The following is a 15,296-nucleotide window of genomic DNA, read 5'->3' as shown; positions in this document are numbered from 1 at the left end:
CGTCTCTCGGCGCCGATCCGAACTGCCGGTGGCGCGGGCCGGGGCCGTCACCTCACATCACGCTTCAGGAACGAGACTCCTCCGGCCCCGAGAGCGACCAGCACCCAGCCAGCCGTCACCCACATCGCCAGGGCGGGGTCGAGGCGAGCCTCCGGCGGGATCCCCGCGGCGACGACGTCGAACCCCACCGCCTGCAGCATCACGAGCGGTGGCAGGTAGACGGCACCGGAGCTCCAGAACATCGCGAGAAGCAGGGCCGCGCTCATCGACATCGACGCGACGAAGAGCGCCACGAGATGGGCCTGCACGACGATCCCGATCCCCAATCCCCAGAGACCCGCCACGGCACCGAACGCGAGCGTGGGTCCGACGGCTGACCACTCCACCGGCACCCCGCCCACGCAGACGGTCAGCGCGACATGGCCACCCACCGCCCCGGCGAGCGCCACGATCGCCCCACCGACAGCGGAGGCCGGCACTCTGGCGGTGAAGATCGCCCACCGGGGCTGCACCGTCAGACGCTGGGCGATCACGCCGTCGCGCCGGTCGATGGTGTAGCGGAAAGAGCCGTAGACGGCGGCGAGAACGGCTGCGTATGTCGCGAGCACGACGCGGAACGACCCGACGAACTCGGCACGGACGGCGTCCGGCGCATCTCGGAGCTCGGGCGGAACACTCGTCGCCAACGAGAGCGACAGCACGAACGCCGCCAGCGCGACGCCGAGCAGAACGACATCGCCCGTGACGATGCGTGCCTGCGCCCGAAAGGCCTGACCGATCACGCGGCTCCCCGGCGTCCCCGGAGCCAGGCGATCACGACCAGAGCGACAGTCCACACCACTCCTACTCCGAGCGCGGGCGCGAACTCGAGCAGATGACCCCCGTATCCCGGCACCCCCAGCGCGGCGATGGCGAGCCCGGGCGAGAACTTCGCCACCTCCGGTGCCGTGCGCAACAACGCGAACTCCACGACCATCGGCAGGACGAGCACGATGGCGGCCGTCACGTAGTAGTTACGGGTGATCCACCCGATCGACACTCCGATGAGTGCGCCGAGAACCGCACCGATCAGCGCCCCGGCGTATACCTGCCCGGCCCCGCGCGTGAGATCGAGTGTCAGCCCGTTCTGGACCAGCAGGACGAAGACGCCCACGGTCCAGAGAACGAAGACGCCCACGGACAACACGACCGCGACGACCACCCCCGCGACGAGCTTCCCCCAGAAGGCTCGACCGAAGCCGAGTGCGGTGAGCGTCCTGTCCATCGACCCGTAGTAGAACTCGCGGGTGACGGCGTAAGAACCGACGAACGCCGCGGAGATGACGGACCAGGCGAGCGGCTCCAGAAGACGCGCGGTGGCGGTGGCGGAATCGACACCGGCGAGATCGAAGCGCGAGCCGTCGGAGAAGAGGACGAAGGCGGGCATGAGGAGAGCGATGAGATAGACCGCCAGCACGGACAGCCCGCTCACCGAACGCAGCACTTCACTGCGGATCACCGTGCTCATGCGGATGCTCCTTTCACGAGATCGAAGTACTTGCTCTCGAGGGAGTCGCCGTCGTCGGTGACGAGGTCGCGTAGCTTTCCCGCGAAGAGGGCACGCTGCTTGATCACGACGACCTCATCGACGAACTGCTCCAGTTCGGCCAGCTGATGGCTGGAGACCAGCACGGTGCCGCCGCGTTCAGCGAAGCCGCCCAGGAATCGGCGCAGCCAGCGGATGCCGTCGGGGTCGAGCCCGTTCGCCGGCTCGTCCAGGATGAGCGTGCGGGGTGAACCGACGAGGGCGGTGGCCAACCCGAGCCTCTGGGCCATTCCCGTCGAGAACGTCTTCACGCGGCGACGCGCATCCGCGGCGAGCCCCACCTCGTCGAGCACCTCGTCGACACGGCTGGGCGGTGCTCCCGCCGCAAGTCGGGAGATCTCGACGTGTCGTCTCGCCGTGATGCCCAGCTCGAAGCCGAAGCCGTCCATGTGGACACCGACGTGCGATGCCGGGTTGTCGAGTGCGGAGAACGGCACCCCGTCGATGAGGCTGGCGCCGCTGGTCGGCGCGAGCAGGCCGACGATGGCTCGCAGCGTCGTCGACTTTCCCGCGCCGTTCGGACCCAAGAGCCCGACGATCGACCCGCGCGGCACGACGAATGACAGGTCCTCGACGGCGGTGCGTCGGCCGTACCTCTTCGTGAGTCCTCGGACTTCGATCGCGTGGTCGTTCATTCTCATTCGCTTCCTTCTCTCTCAGAATTCGACAGTGGCAGCGCCGCGCCCGTCGCCCAGAGCGTCTCCCAGAGCGTTCTCGAGCCGAGCTCGATGCGCGCCAGCCCCGTGGAGGGTGGATCGTCGGTCGCCTCGGAGACATCCACCCCGGCGACGATCACCGCTGGCACCGACACCCCGTCGGCCGTCACGGGGAAGAGCGCATCGAGTGGGACCGTCGTCGATCTCGGTCGCTGCGGCTGCACAGTTCCCTCGCCGACGTGTGAATTCGCAAGGATGCCGTTGCTCATCAGCACGACGTGGGCACCCGGGGGTATGTGCGCGTCGGTGTTCTCTGCTGCGCTCACGATCACCACCCGGTCGCCGCGAGTGCAGAAGCCGTACGTCGCCGTCCGGGGCACGGGGATGAGCACCCCGGCGATGGCGACGCTCGCCACCAGTGCGGCGCAGACGATGGCGAACCGCAGCCGCGAGACCCCCGATCGACGCACGCGTCGCAGGGACCTCGCCAGAAGCACGATGCCGACCACGATGACGACGACTTCCAGCGCAACCACGAGGAGGCCGAGAATCGGTCCTCCCCCGGCGAGCGCGTGAGCGGTGCGGGCCACGGCGAACACGACCAGCACGACCGGGGCGATGAGGCTGGCGAGACCGAACGGCACGCTCCACCACCTGTTCAGGTCTTTGCTCATCCGTCGTCCGCCGAACAGGAGGCTGGTCAGGAAGCTCGCGGCATCCCGTATCGCCCGTACTCGAAGGTTCGGTTCATCGAGCGCGCTCATGAGTGCGATGTACCCGTCGAATCGCACGAACGGGATGAGGTTGATCAGAACGATGCCGCTGCACGAGAGCGCGAGCAGCAACAGCATCGCGTGGACCGTCGGGTGAGGGAAAGCGAGCGCGGCGAGAAGCGCCACGGCTGCGATGACAGCATGCACGGCCGGGCCGGCCAGGGCGACGGCGACGCGTTGGCGTCGCCTTGCAAGACGCCAGCCGTCTGTCACGTCGACGAAGAATGCCGGAGTCAGGTAGAAGAGCATGAAGCCCGCCCGGCGAGGCCTTCCGCCGAACCGAGTGAGCGTGAGTCCATGGGCGACCTCGTGAAGAAGGGTCGTCAGCGAAAGCACGGCGACCACGATCATGAGGCCGACCACGGGGACCGGCCCGGTGAGGACGTTCAGAAGATCTCTCGCCTGAACCGTGGCCGCCAGGAGCCCCAGCAGGAGGAGCACACCGACCGAGACCAGAACCAGGCGGTACGGCAGCCGGACGGTCATGCGATCCAGGCGACGGAAGATTCCCGGGGCACGAAGCGTCGCGATCTGCACGGTGAAGGGCGGTCGATAGGCCAGTCGGCCGGGCGGGAGCTTCGTGTCGCCCGCCAGGAGGCCGCTGGCGCGGAAGCGCTCGACGAGGTGGCAGAACGTCTCCCACGATTCGGATGCAGCGAAGCGCAGGTGCAGGTCTCGCAGCGCGGTCTCGCCGTTCATCGCCGTCAACAGGTCGACGACTGTTCGCGAGACCCTCGACGACGGCACGTCATGGACCATCGTGATCCAGACAGCGTCATCGGGCACCTTCTCGAAGGTGACGCCGGAAGCGAGATGAGGACGCGCGTCGGCGGCGAGCGGACTCTCACGCGAGGTTCGGCGGCGTGGCGAACTAGTCGGAGGCATCGTCATCCGCCACCTCCCGCGATTCCGCCCGCGATGTCGTGAGGAGAAGGATCTCCACTCCGCTGCTCGTCCGCACCGGAGACACGGCAGGTTCCGTGAACCCGGCCTCGACCAGCTCTCTCGCGATCACGTCGTGGCGGAGCACCTGCAGGCGGCTCGTGAGCACGGTCACCTCTTCGCCGTCTGCGATGTCGGACGCACGGACCCAGTTGACGACCCGCGCTGAACCGCCGTCTTCGAGCTGTTGCGCGAACAGGTAGATCTCTTCGCCGCCGGGTGCCGGAACTCTGATCTCCTGGTCCCTCGATACCGCGAGTTCGTCGGCCGAGACGCCGCCGGCGACGGTGAAGGCGAACACGGCGCCCGGAGCAAGGTGACGGAGCACCGTCGCGTAGAGACGTGACCGCCCCCCGCGATTGAGCAACGTGATGGATGTCGCGCCGATGATGATGAGTCCGAACAGGCGGCCCAGGGAGAAGTCGCGCATGTCCGCGACCACGCACTCGAGCGCCGAATGCGCGGGCAATGCCCGACGAAGATGAGACAGCATGTCGTCGGAGAGATCGATCGCGGTGACGTGTCTGCCCGATCTCACCAGCGGAATCGTCAGTCTCCCCCCACCCGCGGCGATATCGAGGATGGGATCCGCGGCCTCTCGCGCGAGCGCCAGCATCTCGCGGATCTCGGCTCGGTCGCAACCGACCAGTCGCTCGTAGAAGTCGGTGCCGACTCCGGCGTACAGGTCTTGCGCCCGGGCGATCGCGCCGACGCTGGCGAGTCGCGTCGATATCGCGTCGGTGATCAGTTCTGACAACTGCCCGTCTCCTCTCCGCAGTGGTCGATGGGGTGCGCGCGCGGGATGTTCGCGCGCACCCCACCGGTCAGGTTGCGATCGCTGCCGCGCCGCCGATGATGAGAATGATGTAGCTGGCGTGCTCCCACCATTCGAGTGGGGCGTCGATCTGTTCGAGTTCCATGAACTCCAGCGAGGTTGTGTGCAATCTGCACCTCCTTCGTCGATGTCAGGTGCGCGGCGCGCTTCAGGTCAGCGCAAGAATCCCGATGATGACGCCCACGGCAAAGCCGCGAATATAGTCATCTGTGTCGTTCAGGGCCTCCATGGCCTCGAGTTCTGTGAACTCGAGTGTCGGCATTGTGGAGTGCATCTTCACCTCCTCCCCTTCGTTTCGAGCGACCTGAGATCAGGTCGCGGCCGCTGCGCCGATCCCAATGAGAATCAGCGCACTCGACACGCCTCGATAGAAGCTCTCCCAACTGGGGGCCTCCATCGTGTCCAGCTCGTGGAACTGGATTCTGTTTTCATCCTTCTCGTCCATTCAATTCACCTCCCTCGCCATGAACACCGGAGGTCGGCGCTCGCGCCTGACCTGCTCAGGACTCCATGAGGATTCACGGAGCACATCTCGGAAGTCTTCTGCGACGAGCCCGGAAAGCATCGGGCGATGATTTCCCCATGCGCTCTCGGTGGCCGCGGAGATGCGGTCGATGTCTTTACCCGACGGTCGCGACGGACGCGGTATCTGCCAGCGGTCGATGAGCGCGGCGATACCGGCGGGCGGATCCAGAGGCAGAGACATCCCGCCCGCAGCCTGAGTCCAGAAGTCCTCCAGGCTCTCCCGGTCTCCCCAGCGCACATCGCCCGAGCAGATCCGGCCCCACACCCCGGCGATGATCGCCGCCGTGGCGATCATCTTGCGGACCTCCAGCAGAAACGCCACCTCGTTCGCTACGTACCAGTGCCGTGCACTGTACGGGTCCGGTCCGCGCAGCGCCGCGCTGCGCTGGGTTGCGGCGCTCAGCCGCGCGAGACGCAGCCTTCCTGCCGACGAATCCACGTCACGACTGACCGCGGCGAGAAGCGCCTTCCCGAGCGTGATGGCGTCTTGTCTCTGTCTCGTGCTGCTGTGCGCACTCGTCGACGCGCCCGCCAGACGAAGGAATGCCTCCAGTGCGCCCTCCCTGACCGCCGCGGGAGTGAGCGTCGCCAGCGCGCTCGGATCGATGATCGCGTGGCGTGGCCGGAGGGCGAGCCCCACGAGCAGCCGGTAGCCGCGGTCGTTCTTGAGAACCCCCACGCTGTTCGTCTCCGACGAGGTGCCGAGCGTGGTCGGCACGGCGATGATCTCCACCGGCGGCAGGGCAGGTGGCAGGAGGGTCAGCGCGGACCTCGATGCGTGTCGGATGGCGTAGTCGAACACCCGCCCGGGGGCGAGAGCCAGTGCGGCGACCTTGCAGGCGTCCAGCACCGTCCCTCCGCCGACGGCCACGAGCAGCGTCGGTCGCAGACGAACGATCTCCCGCGCCATCGTGACGACCACTCCGACGTCCACCGAGGGCGCGTCGACCGTGATGGTTCTCGCTGAGGACGCGAGCTCGAAAGGGGCGGCGACTGCTGAATCCACGATCACGAGGGTCTCGCGGCCCGCGGTGAGGTGCGTCACCCGCTGGCGCGCGACGCCTTCCCCGTGCCAGAGGGTGGGGAGCCGACCGGCGAACTCGGAGGTCATGCGGCCGCCTCCTGCGCCTGTGCCAGACCCGCGCGCACAGCCGTGTCGACCTCGCGAAGCTCTTCTGCCGAGAATCCATAGGCCGGGATCAGCTCGATGGAACTGGGGCCCGGCTGCACGAGGACGCCGTGCTTCGCGATGGCGGAGACGACACGAAGAACCTCGGCCCCGGAGAGCGGGCTCTCGTCCTGGTGGCGCAGACCGAGTCCCACAAAGCATCCGCTCCCCGTGATCTCCGTGACCACACCGTCGGACTTCCAAGCCGTCGCGAGGCGAAGCAGGTCGGTCCCCAGCGCCTGCGTCGTCGGTTCGACGTCGATACGGCGCAGTTCGTCGATCACCGCGAGGATCGCCGCCGCACACGCCGGAGTCCCCGCCTGAGTCTCACCGTGGACGAAGGTCCACCCGCCACACACGAATTCCGATGCGACGCGAGCCCCCACCAGGAGCGCCGCGGCACCCATGGCTCCGTTCGTCAGTGCTTTCGAGAGGATGAGCACGTCAGGCGCGGACGCCCAGCGGTCAGAGGCGAACATCGTGCCGGTACGGCCGAGTCCCGTCGCCACCTCATCAGCGACGAGCAGGAACCCGTACTCCTCGCGCAGGGCGAGGAGGCGATGGATGAACGCCGCCGACAGGGCATGTGCGCCGGTGCCCAGGACCGGCTCGACGACGACCGACGCGACGCGCGAGCCCTCACGCTTCAACAGCGTCTCCAGCTCCTCTCCGTCGTCGCTGTGCGACACGTGCCGCACCGACCGGCGGTCGACGGAGTACACGGCTTGGAGGAGGTCGTCTCCGCTCAGCGCATGACTGCCGTACATCGTGCCGTGATAGCTGCCCTTCAGGCCCACGACGAGCGAGCGGGGCCCACCTCCTCTCTGCGCCCAGTACTGCCGTGCGAGTTTCATCGCCGCGTCGTTCGCCGCACCGCCCGATGTGGAGAAGATGACCCTGCTGTACCGGCTCGGGTGCGCGAGCTCGATGAGGGCTTCGGCCGCGGCTTCCGCGTACCGATGCGGCGCGCGGAACAGCGACAGGTACGACGCGTCGTGGGTCGCTCTGCTCACGGCTTCGGCGACGGCGGGGTTGCCGAAGCCGAGCGGGACGTTCCACAGTCCGCTCGTCGCGCAGAGGCGTGACGACCCGTCTGCGAACTCGACACGGTGTCCGGCGGCAGCGACGGCCACCCGGTCTGGAGTGAAGGTCGTGTCTGCCGGGAGCATCGACGTCCACAGCGCGTGGGGGGCGCTCACGTCTCTCTGCCCGTCGCCGGGGAGAGGATGCCAGATCGTCGGCCGACATGGACGTTGAGGGCGGTGACGGCCTCGAGGCAGAGGCTGCGGGCCTCCGAAGCGGGCCGCCCGAGCTCCCGGGCCACGCGCTCGGCCGCGACCTCGGGCGTACTCGAGGTCTGGATGGCGGCGACGACCGTAGCTGTCGCCGGTGACAGCAGCTGGCGGCGCAGAGTCACGGTGTCAGCGAGCACGAATCCCTCTGCGGTGTCGAGCAGGAACGGATCTGCGGTCAGCGGCTCGGCGTCGGCGAGGTCGTCATCGAGCCCGAACCAGCCGAAACCCGAGATTCGGGCAGCACCGTTCTCGAGACGCAGGATCTTCATGAGGTCCGTCGCGTGGAGGTATCGCGCGATCCATCCGCGACTCGACAGGTCAGCCACGAGCACCTCGGCGGGGAGCAGGCTCCCCCATGCCGCAGCGCGGGGCAGCGGGACCTCGAGCAGGGTCTCCAGCTGGCCGACAGTACCGATGACATCGCCGCGCATGCCGACGCCGACGCCGCCGCCCGGGGTCACCCGGATGGCGCTCGGCGTGGTCACCTCATCGGGGTTCAGCAGGGCGCTGCGGACCGCAAGGAGCACCCGCGGGTCGATCAGCGGCGAGGGGAAGATCCCGGTCCGGCGAGCGAGTTCCGCGTCGTCGATGAACGCCTCCCAGCTGGACTCATCGACGAGGGACACCGCCGTGGGGCCGACGATCTGCACGAACGCCGCAGCGACGTAGTCCTGCAGCTCGACGCTGCGTTCGCCGAAGAACAGCTCATCGCCGATCTCGCACAGCGCGCCGCTGTAGAGAGCCGTGCGGGCCGGCCCCGCATACGTTCCGCTCCCCGCGGGCAGAAGCATCACGTCATCGTGGCCGACGACGTCAGCGACTCCCTCTGCCGACGCGCCCTGGTCGACCAGGAAGACCCGCGAATACTCGTGCCGCTCTCCGGTGATCCACTCGCGGAGCGCTCGCACTCCGAGCAGCTCCGGCCCGCTCCCGCCACCGTCGCGTGTCATTCGTCGTCCCAGCCGTACGCCGTGGCGGCCGACGGTGTCGGTGCGGCACTCCCCTGGCGCAGCAGATCGAGTGCCGCCACGTAGCTCTCCAGCCAGGGCCGGTCGTCGAGGTCTGCCTCGAGGACGCGGCGGTCGACGATCCGTGCGAAGGCGCGGCCTCGACCGGCGCCGGCGGCAGCCGCCGCCTCGATCTTCGCCCGCGTGTGGCCGACTCTTCCGAGCAGGAGACCGTCCGGCCCGTCGCGGTACTCGCCCTCTGCGGTCACGTGCACGCGGACCAGCGCGTCACCCGGCGATCCGGAGCAGACGAACGAGGCGACGGATTCGAGCAGCACATCACTGCGGAGGAGCTGTTCGACGAATCTGCCGGAGTGCTTGGCGGCGTCGGCGTCGCCGAGGAAGGCAGCCACTCCCTCCGCCGATGCCTGCCGCACGACGGTAAGCCCCGTGCTGGAGGTCGACGCCGCAGTGAGGTAGTCCCGCACGACGAAGGACCCGCCCCCATCCAGGATCATCTCGCCTCCGGGCTCGCTGAACGACCCGCTGTAGCCGATGGTGTGACGATCCGTGGGCGCCTGACCGGTGTCGTCCGGGGCGATCACCGTGTCGGCAGGCCGGGTGATACGCCGGACCGCACCGATGTGGTCGGCGCATTCGAGGAAGAAGACGATGCCGGAGCCACTCGCTCGGACGCCGCTCACGTATTGCCTGAACGCGAGTGCCGTGCGATGGCTGGATCGCGACGACGCTGCCCTGTCAGTGGTTTTCGACCTCATACGAGGACTTTATAGATTCATCCAGATGCACGACAACAACCCTTTGAAGGGGAACTCCGGGCAGTGATCTCCTCCGAAACGTCCTGATGGGAAGAGGCTCAGCCACTCCTGTCCTGTCACACTCGACCGATCGGATAGGATGAACAGGTTGTTCCTTGGTGACGTGTCCGAGCGGCCGAAGGAGCACGCTTGGAAAGCGTGTGTTGTGCAAGCAACCGCGGGTTCGAATCCCGCCGTCACCGCCGAAGAGCCTGAAGGGCCCCGCGAAAGCGAGGCCCTTCAGTCATTCCCCCGCCGTTCCGCGCGGCGTTGGCGCGCGCGCAGGTGTCGCGAATGGCCGCCTCACGCGCAGGGATGCGGCCATCCGCGACCCCCGCCGCCCGGGGTGGTGTGAAGCAGCCGCCGCGCTACTCCCCGAAGCGGACGCCGAAGCTCTGCCCGCCCGGCTCGGTCGGCAGCGGCGTCATGCCCAGGCGCTCGTAGAAGGCCGCGGCGCCGGTGTTGTCCGGGTCCATGCCCAGGTGCAGGCCGCGCACGCCCCGCCGTTCGAGCTCAGCGAACAGCGTCGCGATCAGCTCCCGCCCCAGGCCCTGCCCCTGCGTCTCGGGCAGCAGGTCGATGTGCAGGTGCGCGGGATACTCGGTCGCCAGCGGCTCGACGCCCGGGGCACGCTCGTACCCGTACGCGATCATCTTCTCCTCGCGCGTCGTCCGCGTTCCCGGCCGGGGGAAGCGCTCGTGGAACGCCGGCCACCACTCGTCGCGGAACCAGGTGAAGAACGCGTCGGTGTCGTCCGTCGCCACGAGGTAGCCGATGACCCGTTCGTCGTCGGTCTCGACCACCCAGGCGAGATCCGGATGCCGCTCGACGTAGGGCACGGCGAACAGGTCGCCCCAGAGCCGGTCGTCGGAGAGGATGCCGGTGGCGTCGCCGCCAACATCCGCCGTCCGCGCGCAGACCTCGTACAGCGCGTCGCGATCGGCCGGGCGGTACGGGCGGATGTGCGACACGGATGCTCCTCAGGACGGCGGGAGCCTCAGCCTATCGCCGCCGCGGGAACGGCTTCCTTGCGCTTCTGCACCCACGGGAGCAGCCACGCCGCGAACACGAGGACCACGCCCACACCGACGAGCGCGCCGCCCAGGGTGTCACTCGCCCAGTGCACCGAGAGGAACGTGCGCGAGAGCGCCATCGCCAGCATCCACAGCGCCCCGACGATCGCGACCCACAGGCGCGGGAACAGCACCCAGGCGACGGCGGCGATCGTCGCCGCGTTCGCCGCGTGCCCCGAGGGGAAGGAGCCGAAGTCGCTCACCACCAGCATGTCCTCGGGCCGGGCGCGACCGAACACGTTCTTGAGCAGTTGCACGACGACGGCGCTGGCGATGAAGCACGCGGCGATGAACACCGCGGATCTCCACCTTCGCGCCAGCAGGAACGCCAGGATCACGAGCAGCGGGATCAGCGAGATCGCGATCCACCCGCCGCCCACCGCGTTGAGCACCGACGCGAAGGCGATCATGCCGTCGGTTCTCACTCCGGCGATCAGGTCATTCCACCACGCGTCGAATGCCGGGGTCGTGTTGAACCCGAAGACGACAGCGGCCCCCAGTCCTGTGGCGAGGACGAGGCATGCCACGCCCACCCACAGCAGCTTCCGTCTGTTCATCGTCCTATCATGGCCGATGAAACCGAGTACTCACGGCGCGAGCATCCCCACGGTGCGCGGACGAACGACCAGCCAGAGCGCGAGCACGCCGATCGTGGCGCAACCGACCATCACCGAAGCCATCGTGGTGGCGGTGATCCCGGCGTCGTGCGACACCCATCCGACGATGGGCGAGACGAGCCCGGCGACGCCGAAGTTGACGGCACCCAGGATCGAGGCCGCGGTGCCGGCCGCCTTGCCGTGACGGTCGAGCGCGAGCACCTGCACGTTCGGGAACGTGAAGCCGCACGCCGTCATGAAGACGAACAGCGGCACGAGCGTGCCCCAGAGTCCGAGCCCCATCTGGTCGGTCACGACGATCGCGATTCCGGCGAGCAGCAGCACGGCGGTCGAGTACGCCATCACCCACTGGGGCCCGAAGCGAGCGGCGAGACGCGAGGCGGTCTGCACGCCGAGCACGACGCCGAGCGAGTTCACCGCGAACACCAGACCGTACTGCTGCGGGTCGAGGCCGTGGGTCTGCTGGAACAGGAACGGCGAAGCCGACAGATACGAGAAGAGTCCGGAGAACGTCATGCCTCCGATGATCAGCACACCGATGAAGACACGATCCGACAGCACCGAACGGTAGCGCTGCAGGACGGTGGTCCCTCCGCTTCCGCTGCGTCGGGCGGCGGGCAGGGTCTCGGGGATGAAGATGATCGCCGAGATCAGCATCACGATGCCATACGCCGCGAGCACCACGAAGATGCCGCGCCACGGCATGAGGGTGAGCAGCCACGAGCCGATCAGCGGCGCGGCGACCGGGGCCACGCCTGAGACGAGCGCGAGGCGCGAGAGCATGACGACCAGACGGCGCCCGCCGAAGAGGTCGCGCACGATCGCCATCGCCACCACGCCACCTGCTGCGGCACCGATGCCCATCAGCACGCGGGCGACGCTGAGCAGCTCGAGCGTCGGAGCGAAGGCCGCGGCCACACTCGCCAGCACGTGCAGCGCCGTCACGACGATCAGCGGCACGCGACGCCCGACCTTGTCGCTCAGCGGTCCGACGACGAGCTGGCCGATCGCGAAGCCGACCATCGTGCCGGTCAGCGTCAGTTGGATCGCGGCCGCCGAGGTCTGGAAGTCGGCCTCGAGCACCGGGAACGCCGGCAGGTACAGGTCGATCGTGAACGGGCCCAGCGCGGTGAGCGCACCGAGCAGGATGATGTAGAGCACACGGCGCCGGTTCGGGATGGCGTCGCCGGGGTGCAGCATGATCGGCGCCGTGGCCGGGTTCGATCCGAGCGTGCGGATGGCGCCGGTCGCAGACGGCACGCGGATGCTGCCGGTCGCGGTGCGTTCGGTCGGCGGGGGCGTCGGGACGGAGTCGGTGCGTGGCGCGTCGGACACAGAGGTCCTTCCGGAGATCAGGGGAGGCGGGCTCGAATCGATTCGAGCGGGAAGCCTCCCATGTTACGCCGCACCCGGCGCTCGCTGCCAGCCGGCTCGGCCAGCCGCCCCGGTCACCGCGCGACGCGCGCCAGACCCTGCTCGAGGTCGGCGAGCAGGTCCGACACGTCTTCGATGCCGACCGACAGGCGGATGATGTTCTCGGCCACCGCGAGCGGAGTTCCCTTGACCGAGGCGTGCGTCATCTCGGCCGGGTACCCGATCAGCGACTCGACGCCGCCGAGCGACTCGGCCAGCTGGAACAGCTCGGTCGACTCGGCCAGTCCGCGCGCGGCCGCCGGGCCCGCGGTCAGAGCGAGCGACAGCATCCCGCCGAACCCGCTCATCTGCGAGGCGGCGATGTCGTGCCCCGGGTGCGAGGCGAGTCCGGGGTAGAACACGGTCTCGAACTCAGGACGTGACTGCGCCCACTCCGCGATCGCCTGGGCGTTCTCGGAGTGCTGGCGCATCCGCAGCGCGAGCGTCTTGATGCCCCGGGTGGTGAGCCAGCCGTCGAACGGCGCCGAGACGGCGCCGACCGCGAACTGCTGGAACTTGACCTGCTCGAAGAACCGGTCATCGGCGAACACCACGGCTCCGCCGAGCACGTCCGAGTGCCCGCCGAGGTACTTGGTCGTCGAGTGCACGACCAGATCGGCGCCGAGCGCGAGCGGCTGCTGCAGCGCGGGCGAGGCGAAGGTGTTGTCGACCACGACCAGTGCGTCGGCGGCGTGCGCGATCTCGGAGATCCGCGCGATGTCGACGACCTTGAGCAGCGGGTTGCTGGGCGTCTCGAGCCAGACGATCTTCGTCGTCGGACGCAGTTCCGCGCGCAGCGCGTCGATGTCGCCGAGCTCGACCGTGGTGGTCTCGATGCCCCAGGCGGAGAGCACCTTCGTGAGCAGGCGGTAGGTGCCGCCGTACACGTCGTTGCCGAGCAGGATGTGGTCTCCCGGCTTGAGGATGCCGCGCAGCAGCGCGTCTTCGGCGGCGAGGCCCGACGCGAACGACAGGGCCCTCGTGCCGCCCTCGAGCGCGGCGATCTGGGTCTCGAGCGACGACCGGGTCGGGTTGCCCGCGCGGTTGTACTCGTAGCCGGAGCGGAAGCCGCCGATGCCGTCCTGCACGTGCGTGGAGGCCTGGTAGATCGGCGGGATGATCGCCCCCGTGAGCGGATCGGGCTCTTGGCCTGCGTGGATGGCTCGGGTGGCGAAAGCATGCTCGGACATGCCCCCAGCCTACGACCGCCCTCGAGGGGTCGGACGCCCCTGTTACGCCCGACGTCGGCGGCGCGCTCAGCGTGACAGGTAGGCGAGCAGGTCCTGCCGCGTCAGCACGGTGTGCGGCTTGCCGCCCTCGGTCACCAGCAGCGCATCCGCGTCGGCGAGCGCCGCCCGGGCCTGCGCGATCGGGGCGTGGATGCCGATCAGCGGCAGCCGCTCCCCCGTGTGCTCTCCCACGGCATCGGTCGCCTTGGCCTCGCCGCGGAACAGCAGGTCGAGCAGCCCCTTCTCGTCGACGGTGCCCACCACCTCGCCCATCATCACCGGCGGCTCGGCGCTGAGCACGACCAGCTGCGACACCTCGTACTCGGTCATCATGCCGATCACCTCGAGCACGGTGTCGGTCGGGTGCGCGTGCACGAGATCCGGCATGCCCGCAGCCTTCGACCCCTGGGCCTGTCGCTGCGTCCGCGCGGCGAGCACATCGGCCACGGTCTCGCCGTCCTCGACGTCGCTGAAGCCGTACGAGCGCATCCAGCCGTCGTTGAAGATCTTGCTGAGGTACCCGCGCCCGCCGTCCGGCAGCAGCACCACCATCACGGCCTCCGCCGGCAGGTCGCGTGCTGCGCGCAGCGCCCCCACCACCGCCATGCCGCTCGAGCCGCCCACCAGGATGCCCTCCTCGCGCGCGAGGCGCCGCGTCATCGCGAAGGACTCCGCATCGCTGACGGCGATGATCTCGTGCGGCACCGTCGGGTCGTACGCTCCCGGCCAGATGTCCTCCCCCACACCCTCGACGAGGTAGGGCCGACCGGTGCCCCCGCTGTACACGCTGCCCTCGGGGTCGATGCCGATGATCCGCACGCGGTCCTCCGACACGTCTCGCAGATAGCGCCCGGTGCCGGTGATCGTGCCTCCGGTGCCGACGCCCGCGACGAAGTGCGTCAGGCGCCCTTCGGTGTCGCGCCAGATCTCGGGCCCCGTGGTCTCGTAGTGGCTGCGCGGCCCGTTGGGGTTCTCGTACTGATTGGGCTTGAACGCGCCCGGGATCTCGCGCGCCAGTCGGTCGCTCACGCTGTAGTACGACTCGGGGCTGTCGGCGGCGACCGAGGTCGGGGTGATGACCACCTCGGCCCCGTAGGCACGCAGCACGTCGATCTTGTCGGCGCCGACCTTGTCAGGCACCACGAAGACGCAGGAGTAGCCGCGCTGCTGGGCCACGAGCGCCAGACCGACGCCGGTGTTGCCGCTCGTGGGCTCGACGATGGTCCCGCCGGGCTGCAGATCGCCGGCGGCCTCGGCGGCGTCGATGATCCGCGCGGCGATGCGATCCTTCGCCGAGCCGCCCGGGTTGAGGTACTCGAGCTTCACGAGGACCGTGCACGCGATGCCCTCGGTGACGTGGTGAAGCTTCACGAGGGGCGTGTCGCCGATCAGGTCGACGATCGAGTCTGCGTACTTCATG

At 68.8% G+C, this 15,296-nt stretch carries 17 protein-coding genes and 1 tRNA gene; 1 reads left to right on the top strand and 17 read right to left on the bottom strand.

What is annotated here, in order from left to right:
* Positions 1-47: 47 nt before the first annotated feature.
* The 12 genes from AC2D10_RS16035 to AC2D10_RS15980 form a co-directional block, all read right to left on the bottom strand.
* Positions 48-782, bottom strand: coding sequence for a hypothetical protein (locus AC2D10_RS16035; protein WP_484709087.1), 735 nt, complete (start codon positions 780-782; stop codon positions 48-50).
* Positions 779-1,507 carry an ABC transporter permease gene (locus AC2D10_RS16030; RefSeq protein ID WP_484709086.1) on the bottom strand — a complete coding sequence of 243 codons (729 nt, stop codon included), beginning with the start codon at positions 1,505-1,507 and terminating at the stop codon, positions 779-781. The genes AC2D10_RS16035 and AC2D10_RS16030 overlap by 4 nt, the downstream gene beginning before the upstream one ends.
* A complete protein-coding gene (locus AC2D10_RS16025; protein WP_484709084.1) occupies positions 1,504-2,226 on the bottom strand; it encodes an ATP-binding cassette domain-containing protein in 723 nt (240 codons plus the stop codon). The genes AC2D10_RS16030 and AC2D10_RS16025 overlap by 4 nt, the downstream gene beginning before the upstream one ends.
* Entirely contained in the window at positions 2,223-3,905 is a 1,683-nt protein-coding gene (mpaP, locus tag AC2D10_RS16020) for a daptide biosynthesis intramembrane metalloprotease (RefSeq protein ID WP_484709083.1), read from the bottom strand. Before mpaP ends, AC2D10_RS16025 begins: the two co-directional genes overlap by 4 nt.
* Positions 3,886-4,713: a daptide-type RiPP biosynthesis methyltransferase gene (gene mpaM / locus AC2D10_RS16015; RefSeq protein ID WP_484709082.1), complete on the bottom strand. Its 828-nt coding sequence runs from the start codon at positions 4,711-4,713 to the stop codon at positions 3,886-3,888. Before mpaM ends, mpaP begins: the two co-directional genes overlap by 20 nt.
* Before the next feature lie 67 nt (positions 4,714-4,780).
* Complete coding sequence (gene mpaA3 / locus AC2D10_RS16010) at positions 4,781-4,900, bottom strand: MpaA3 family daptide-type RiPP (protein WP_484709080.1); 120 nt, start codon at positions 4,898-4,900, stop codon at positions 4,781-4,783.
* Between the two features lie 39 nt (positions 4,901-4,939).
* Positions 4,940-5,065: an MpaA2 family daptide-type RiPP gene (gene mpaA2 / locus AC2D10_RS16005; RefSeq protein ID WP_484709079.1), complete on the bottom strand. Its 126-nt coding sequence runs from the start codon at positions 5,063-5,065 to the stop codon at positions 4,940-4,942.
* A 36-nt stretch (positions 5,066-5,101) separates the two neighbouring features.
* Positions 5,102-5,236 (bottom strand): MpaA1 family daptide-type RiPP, encoded by a 135-nt coding sequence (gene mpaA1, locus AC2D10_RS16000; RefSeq protein ID WP_484709078.1) that lies wholly within the window; start codon positions 5,234-5,236, stop codon positions 5,102-5,104.
* Positions 5,237-6,427, bottom strand: coding sequence for a daptide-type RiPP biosynthesis dehydogenase (gene mpaC / locus AC2D10_RS15995; protein WP_484709077.1), 1,191 nt, complete (start codon positions 6,425-6,427; stop codon positions 5,237-5,239).
* Positions 6,424-7,683 carry a daptide-type RiPP biosynthesis aminotransferase gene (gene mpaD / locus AC2D10_RS15990; protein WP_484709076.1) on the bottom strand — a complete coding sequence of 420 codons (1,260 nt, stop codon included), beginning with the start codon at positions 7,681-7,683 and terminating at the stop codon, positions 6,424-6,426. The genes mpaC and mpaD overlap by 4 nt, the downstream gene beginning before the upstream one ends.
* Positions 7,680-8,729, bottom strand: coding sequence for a daptide biosynthesis RiPP recognition protein (gene mpaB / locus AC2D10_RS15985; RefSeq protein ID WP_484709074.1), 1,050 nt, complete (start codon positions 8,727-8,729; stop codon positions 7,680-7,682). The genes mpaD and mpaB overlap by 4 nt, the downstream gene beginning before the upstream one ends.
* Positions 8,726-9,430: a hypothetical protein gene (locus tag AC2D10_RS15980; protein ID WP_484709073.1), complete on the bottom strand. Its 705-nt coding sequence runs from the start codon at positions 9,428-9,430 to the stop codon at positions 8,726-8,728. Before AC2D10_RS15980 ends, mpaB begins: the two co-directional genes overlap by 4 nt.
* 232 nt (positions 9,431-9,662) lie before the next feature.
* On the opposite strand from AC2D10_RS15980, the gene AC2D10_RS15975 reads away from it, so the two are divergent.
* Positions 9,663-9,747, top strand: a tRNA-Ser gene (locus AC2D10_RS15975).
* Positions 9,748-9,912: 165 nt separating this feature from the next.
* Here the strand turns inward: AC2D10_RS15975 and AC2D10_RS15970 are convergent.
* The 5 genes from AC2D10_RS15970 to AC2D10_RS15950 all read right to left on the bottom strand — a co-directional run bounded on the left by AC2D10_RS15970 (position 9,913) and on the right by AC2D10_RS15950 (position 15,295).
* On the bottom strand, positions 9,913-10,515 hold the full coding sequence (locus AC2D10_RS15970) for a GNAT family N-acetyltransferase (protein WP_484709072.1): 603 nt from the start codon (positions 10,513-10,515) through the stop codon (positions 9,913-9,915).
* A 26-nt stretch (positions 10,516-10,541) separates the two neighbouring features.
* On the bottom strand, positions 10,542-11,174 hold the full coding sequence (locus AC2D10_RS15965; protein ID WP_484709070.1) for a phosphatase PAP2 family protein: 633 nt from the start codon (positions 11,172-11,174) through the stop codon (positions 10,542-10,544).
* 30 nt (positions 11,175-11,204) lie between these two features.
* On the bottom strand, positions 11,205-12,569 hold the full coding sequence (locus tag AC2D10_RS15960) for a multidrug effflux MFS transporter (protein WP_484709069.1): 1,365 nt from the start codon (positions 12,567-12,569) through the stop codon (positions 11,205-11,207).
* 113 nt (positions 12,570-12,682) lie between these two features.
* Entirely contained in the window at positions 12,683-13,837 is a 1,155-nt protein-coding gene (locus AC2D10_RS15955) for a cystathionine gamma-synthase (RefSeq protein ID WP_484709067.1), read from the bottom strand.
* 66 nt (positions 13,838-13,903) lie between these two features.
* On the bottom strand, positions 13,904-15,295 hold the full coding sequence (locus tag AC2D10_RS15950) for a cystathionine beta-synthase (protein WP_484709066.1): 1,392 nt from the start codon (positions 15,293-15,295) through the stop codon (positions 13,904-13,906).
* Position 15,296 lies beyond the last annotated feature (1 nt).

The sequence above is a fragment of the Microbacterium sp. PI-SA-G genome, assembly GCF_057215335.1.
Note: the sequence above shows the minus strand (reverse complement) of the source record. Positions and strands in the feature narration are given on the sequence as shown.

Bases quoted from the DNA above. Each gene is read 5' to 3' on its own strand.
- AC2D10_RS16030 (WP_484709086.1), bottom strand. From the start codon at position 1,507: ATGAGCACGGTGATCCGCAGTGAAGTGCTGCGTTCGGTGAGCGGGCTG.
- AC2D10_RS16025 (WP_484709084.1), bottom strand. From the start codon at position 2,226: ATGAGAATGAACGACCACGCGATCGAAGTCCGAGGACTCACGAAGAGG.
- mpaP (WP_484709083.1), bottom strand. From the start codon at position 3,905: ATGACGATGCCTCCGACTAGTTCGCCACGCCGCCGAACCTCGCGTGAG.
- mpaA2 (WP_484709079.1), bottom strand. From the start codon at position 5,065: ATGCACTCCACAATGCCGACACTCGAGTTCACAGAACTCGAGGCCATG.
- mpaA1 (WP_484709078.1), bottom strand. From the start codon at position 5,236: ATGGACGAGAAGGATGAAAACAGAATCCAGTTCCACGAGCTGGACACG.
- mpaC (WP_484709077.1), bottom strand. From the start codon at position 6,427: ATGACCTCCGAGTTCGCCGGTCGGCTCCCCACCCTCTGGCACGGGGAA.
- mpaB (WP_484709074.1), bottom strand. From the start codon at position 8,729: ATGACACGCGACGGTGGCGGGAGCGGGCCGGAGCTGCTCGGAGTGCGA.
- AC2D10_RS15965 (WP_484709070.1), bottom strand. From the start codon at position 11,174: ATGAACAGACGGAAGCTGCTGTGGGTGGGCGTGGCATGCCTCGTCCTC.
- AC2D10_RS15955 (WP_484709067.1), bottom strand. From the start codon at position 13,837: ATGTCCGAGCATGCTTTCGCCACCCGAGCCATCCACGCAGGCCAAGAG.
- AC2D10_RS15950 (WP_484709066.1), bottom strand. From the start codon at position 15,295: ATGAAGTACGCAGACTCGATCGTCGACCTGATCGGCGACACGCCCCTC.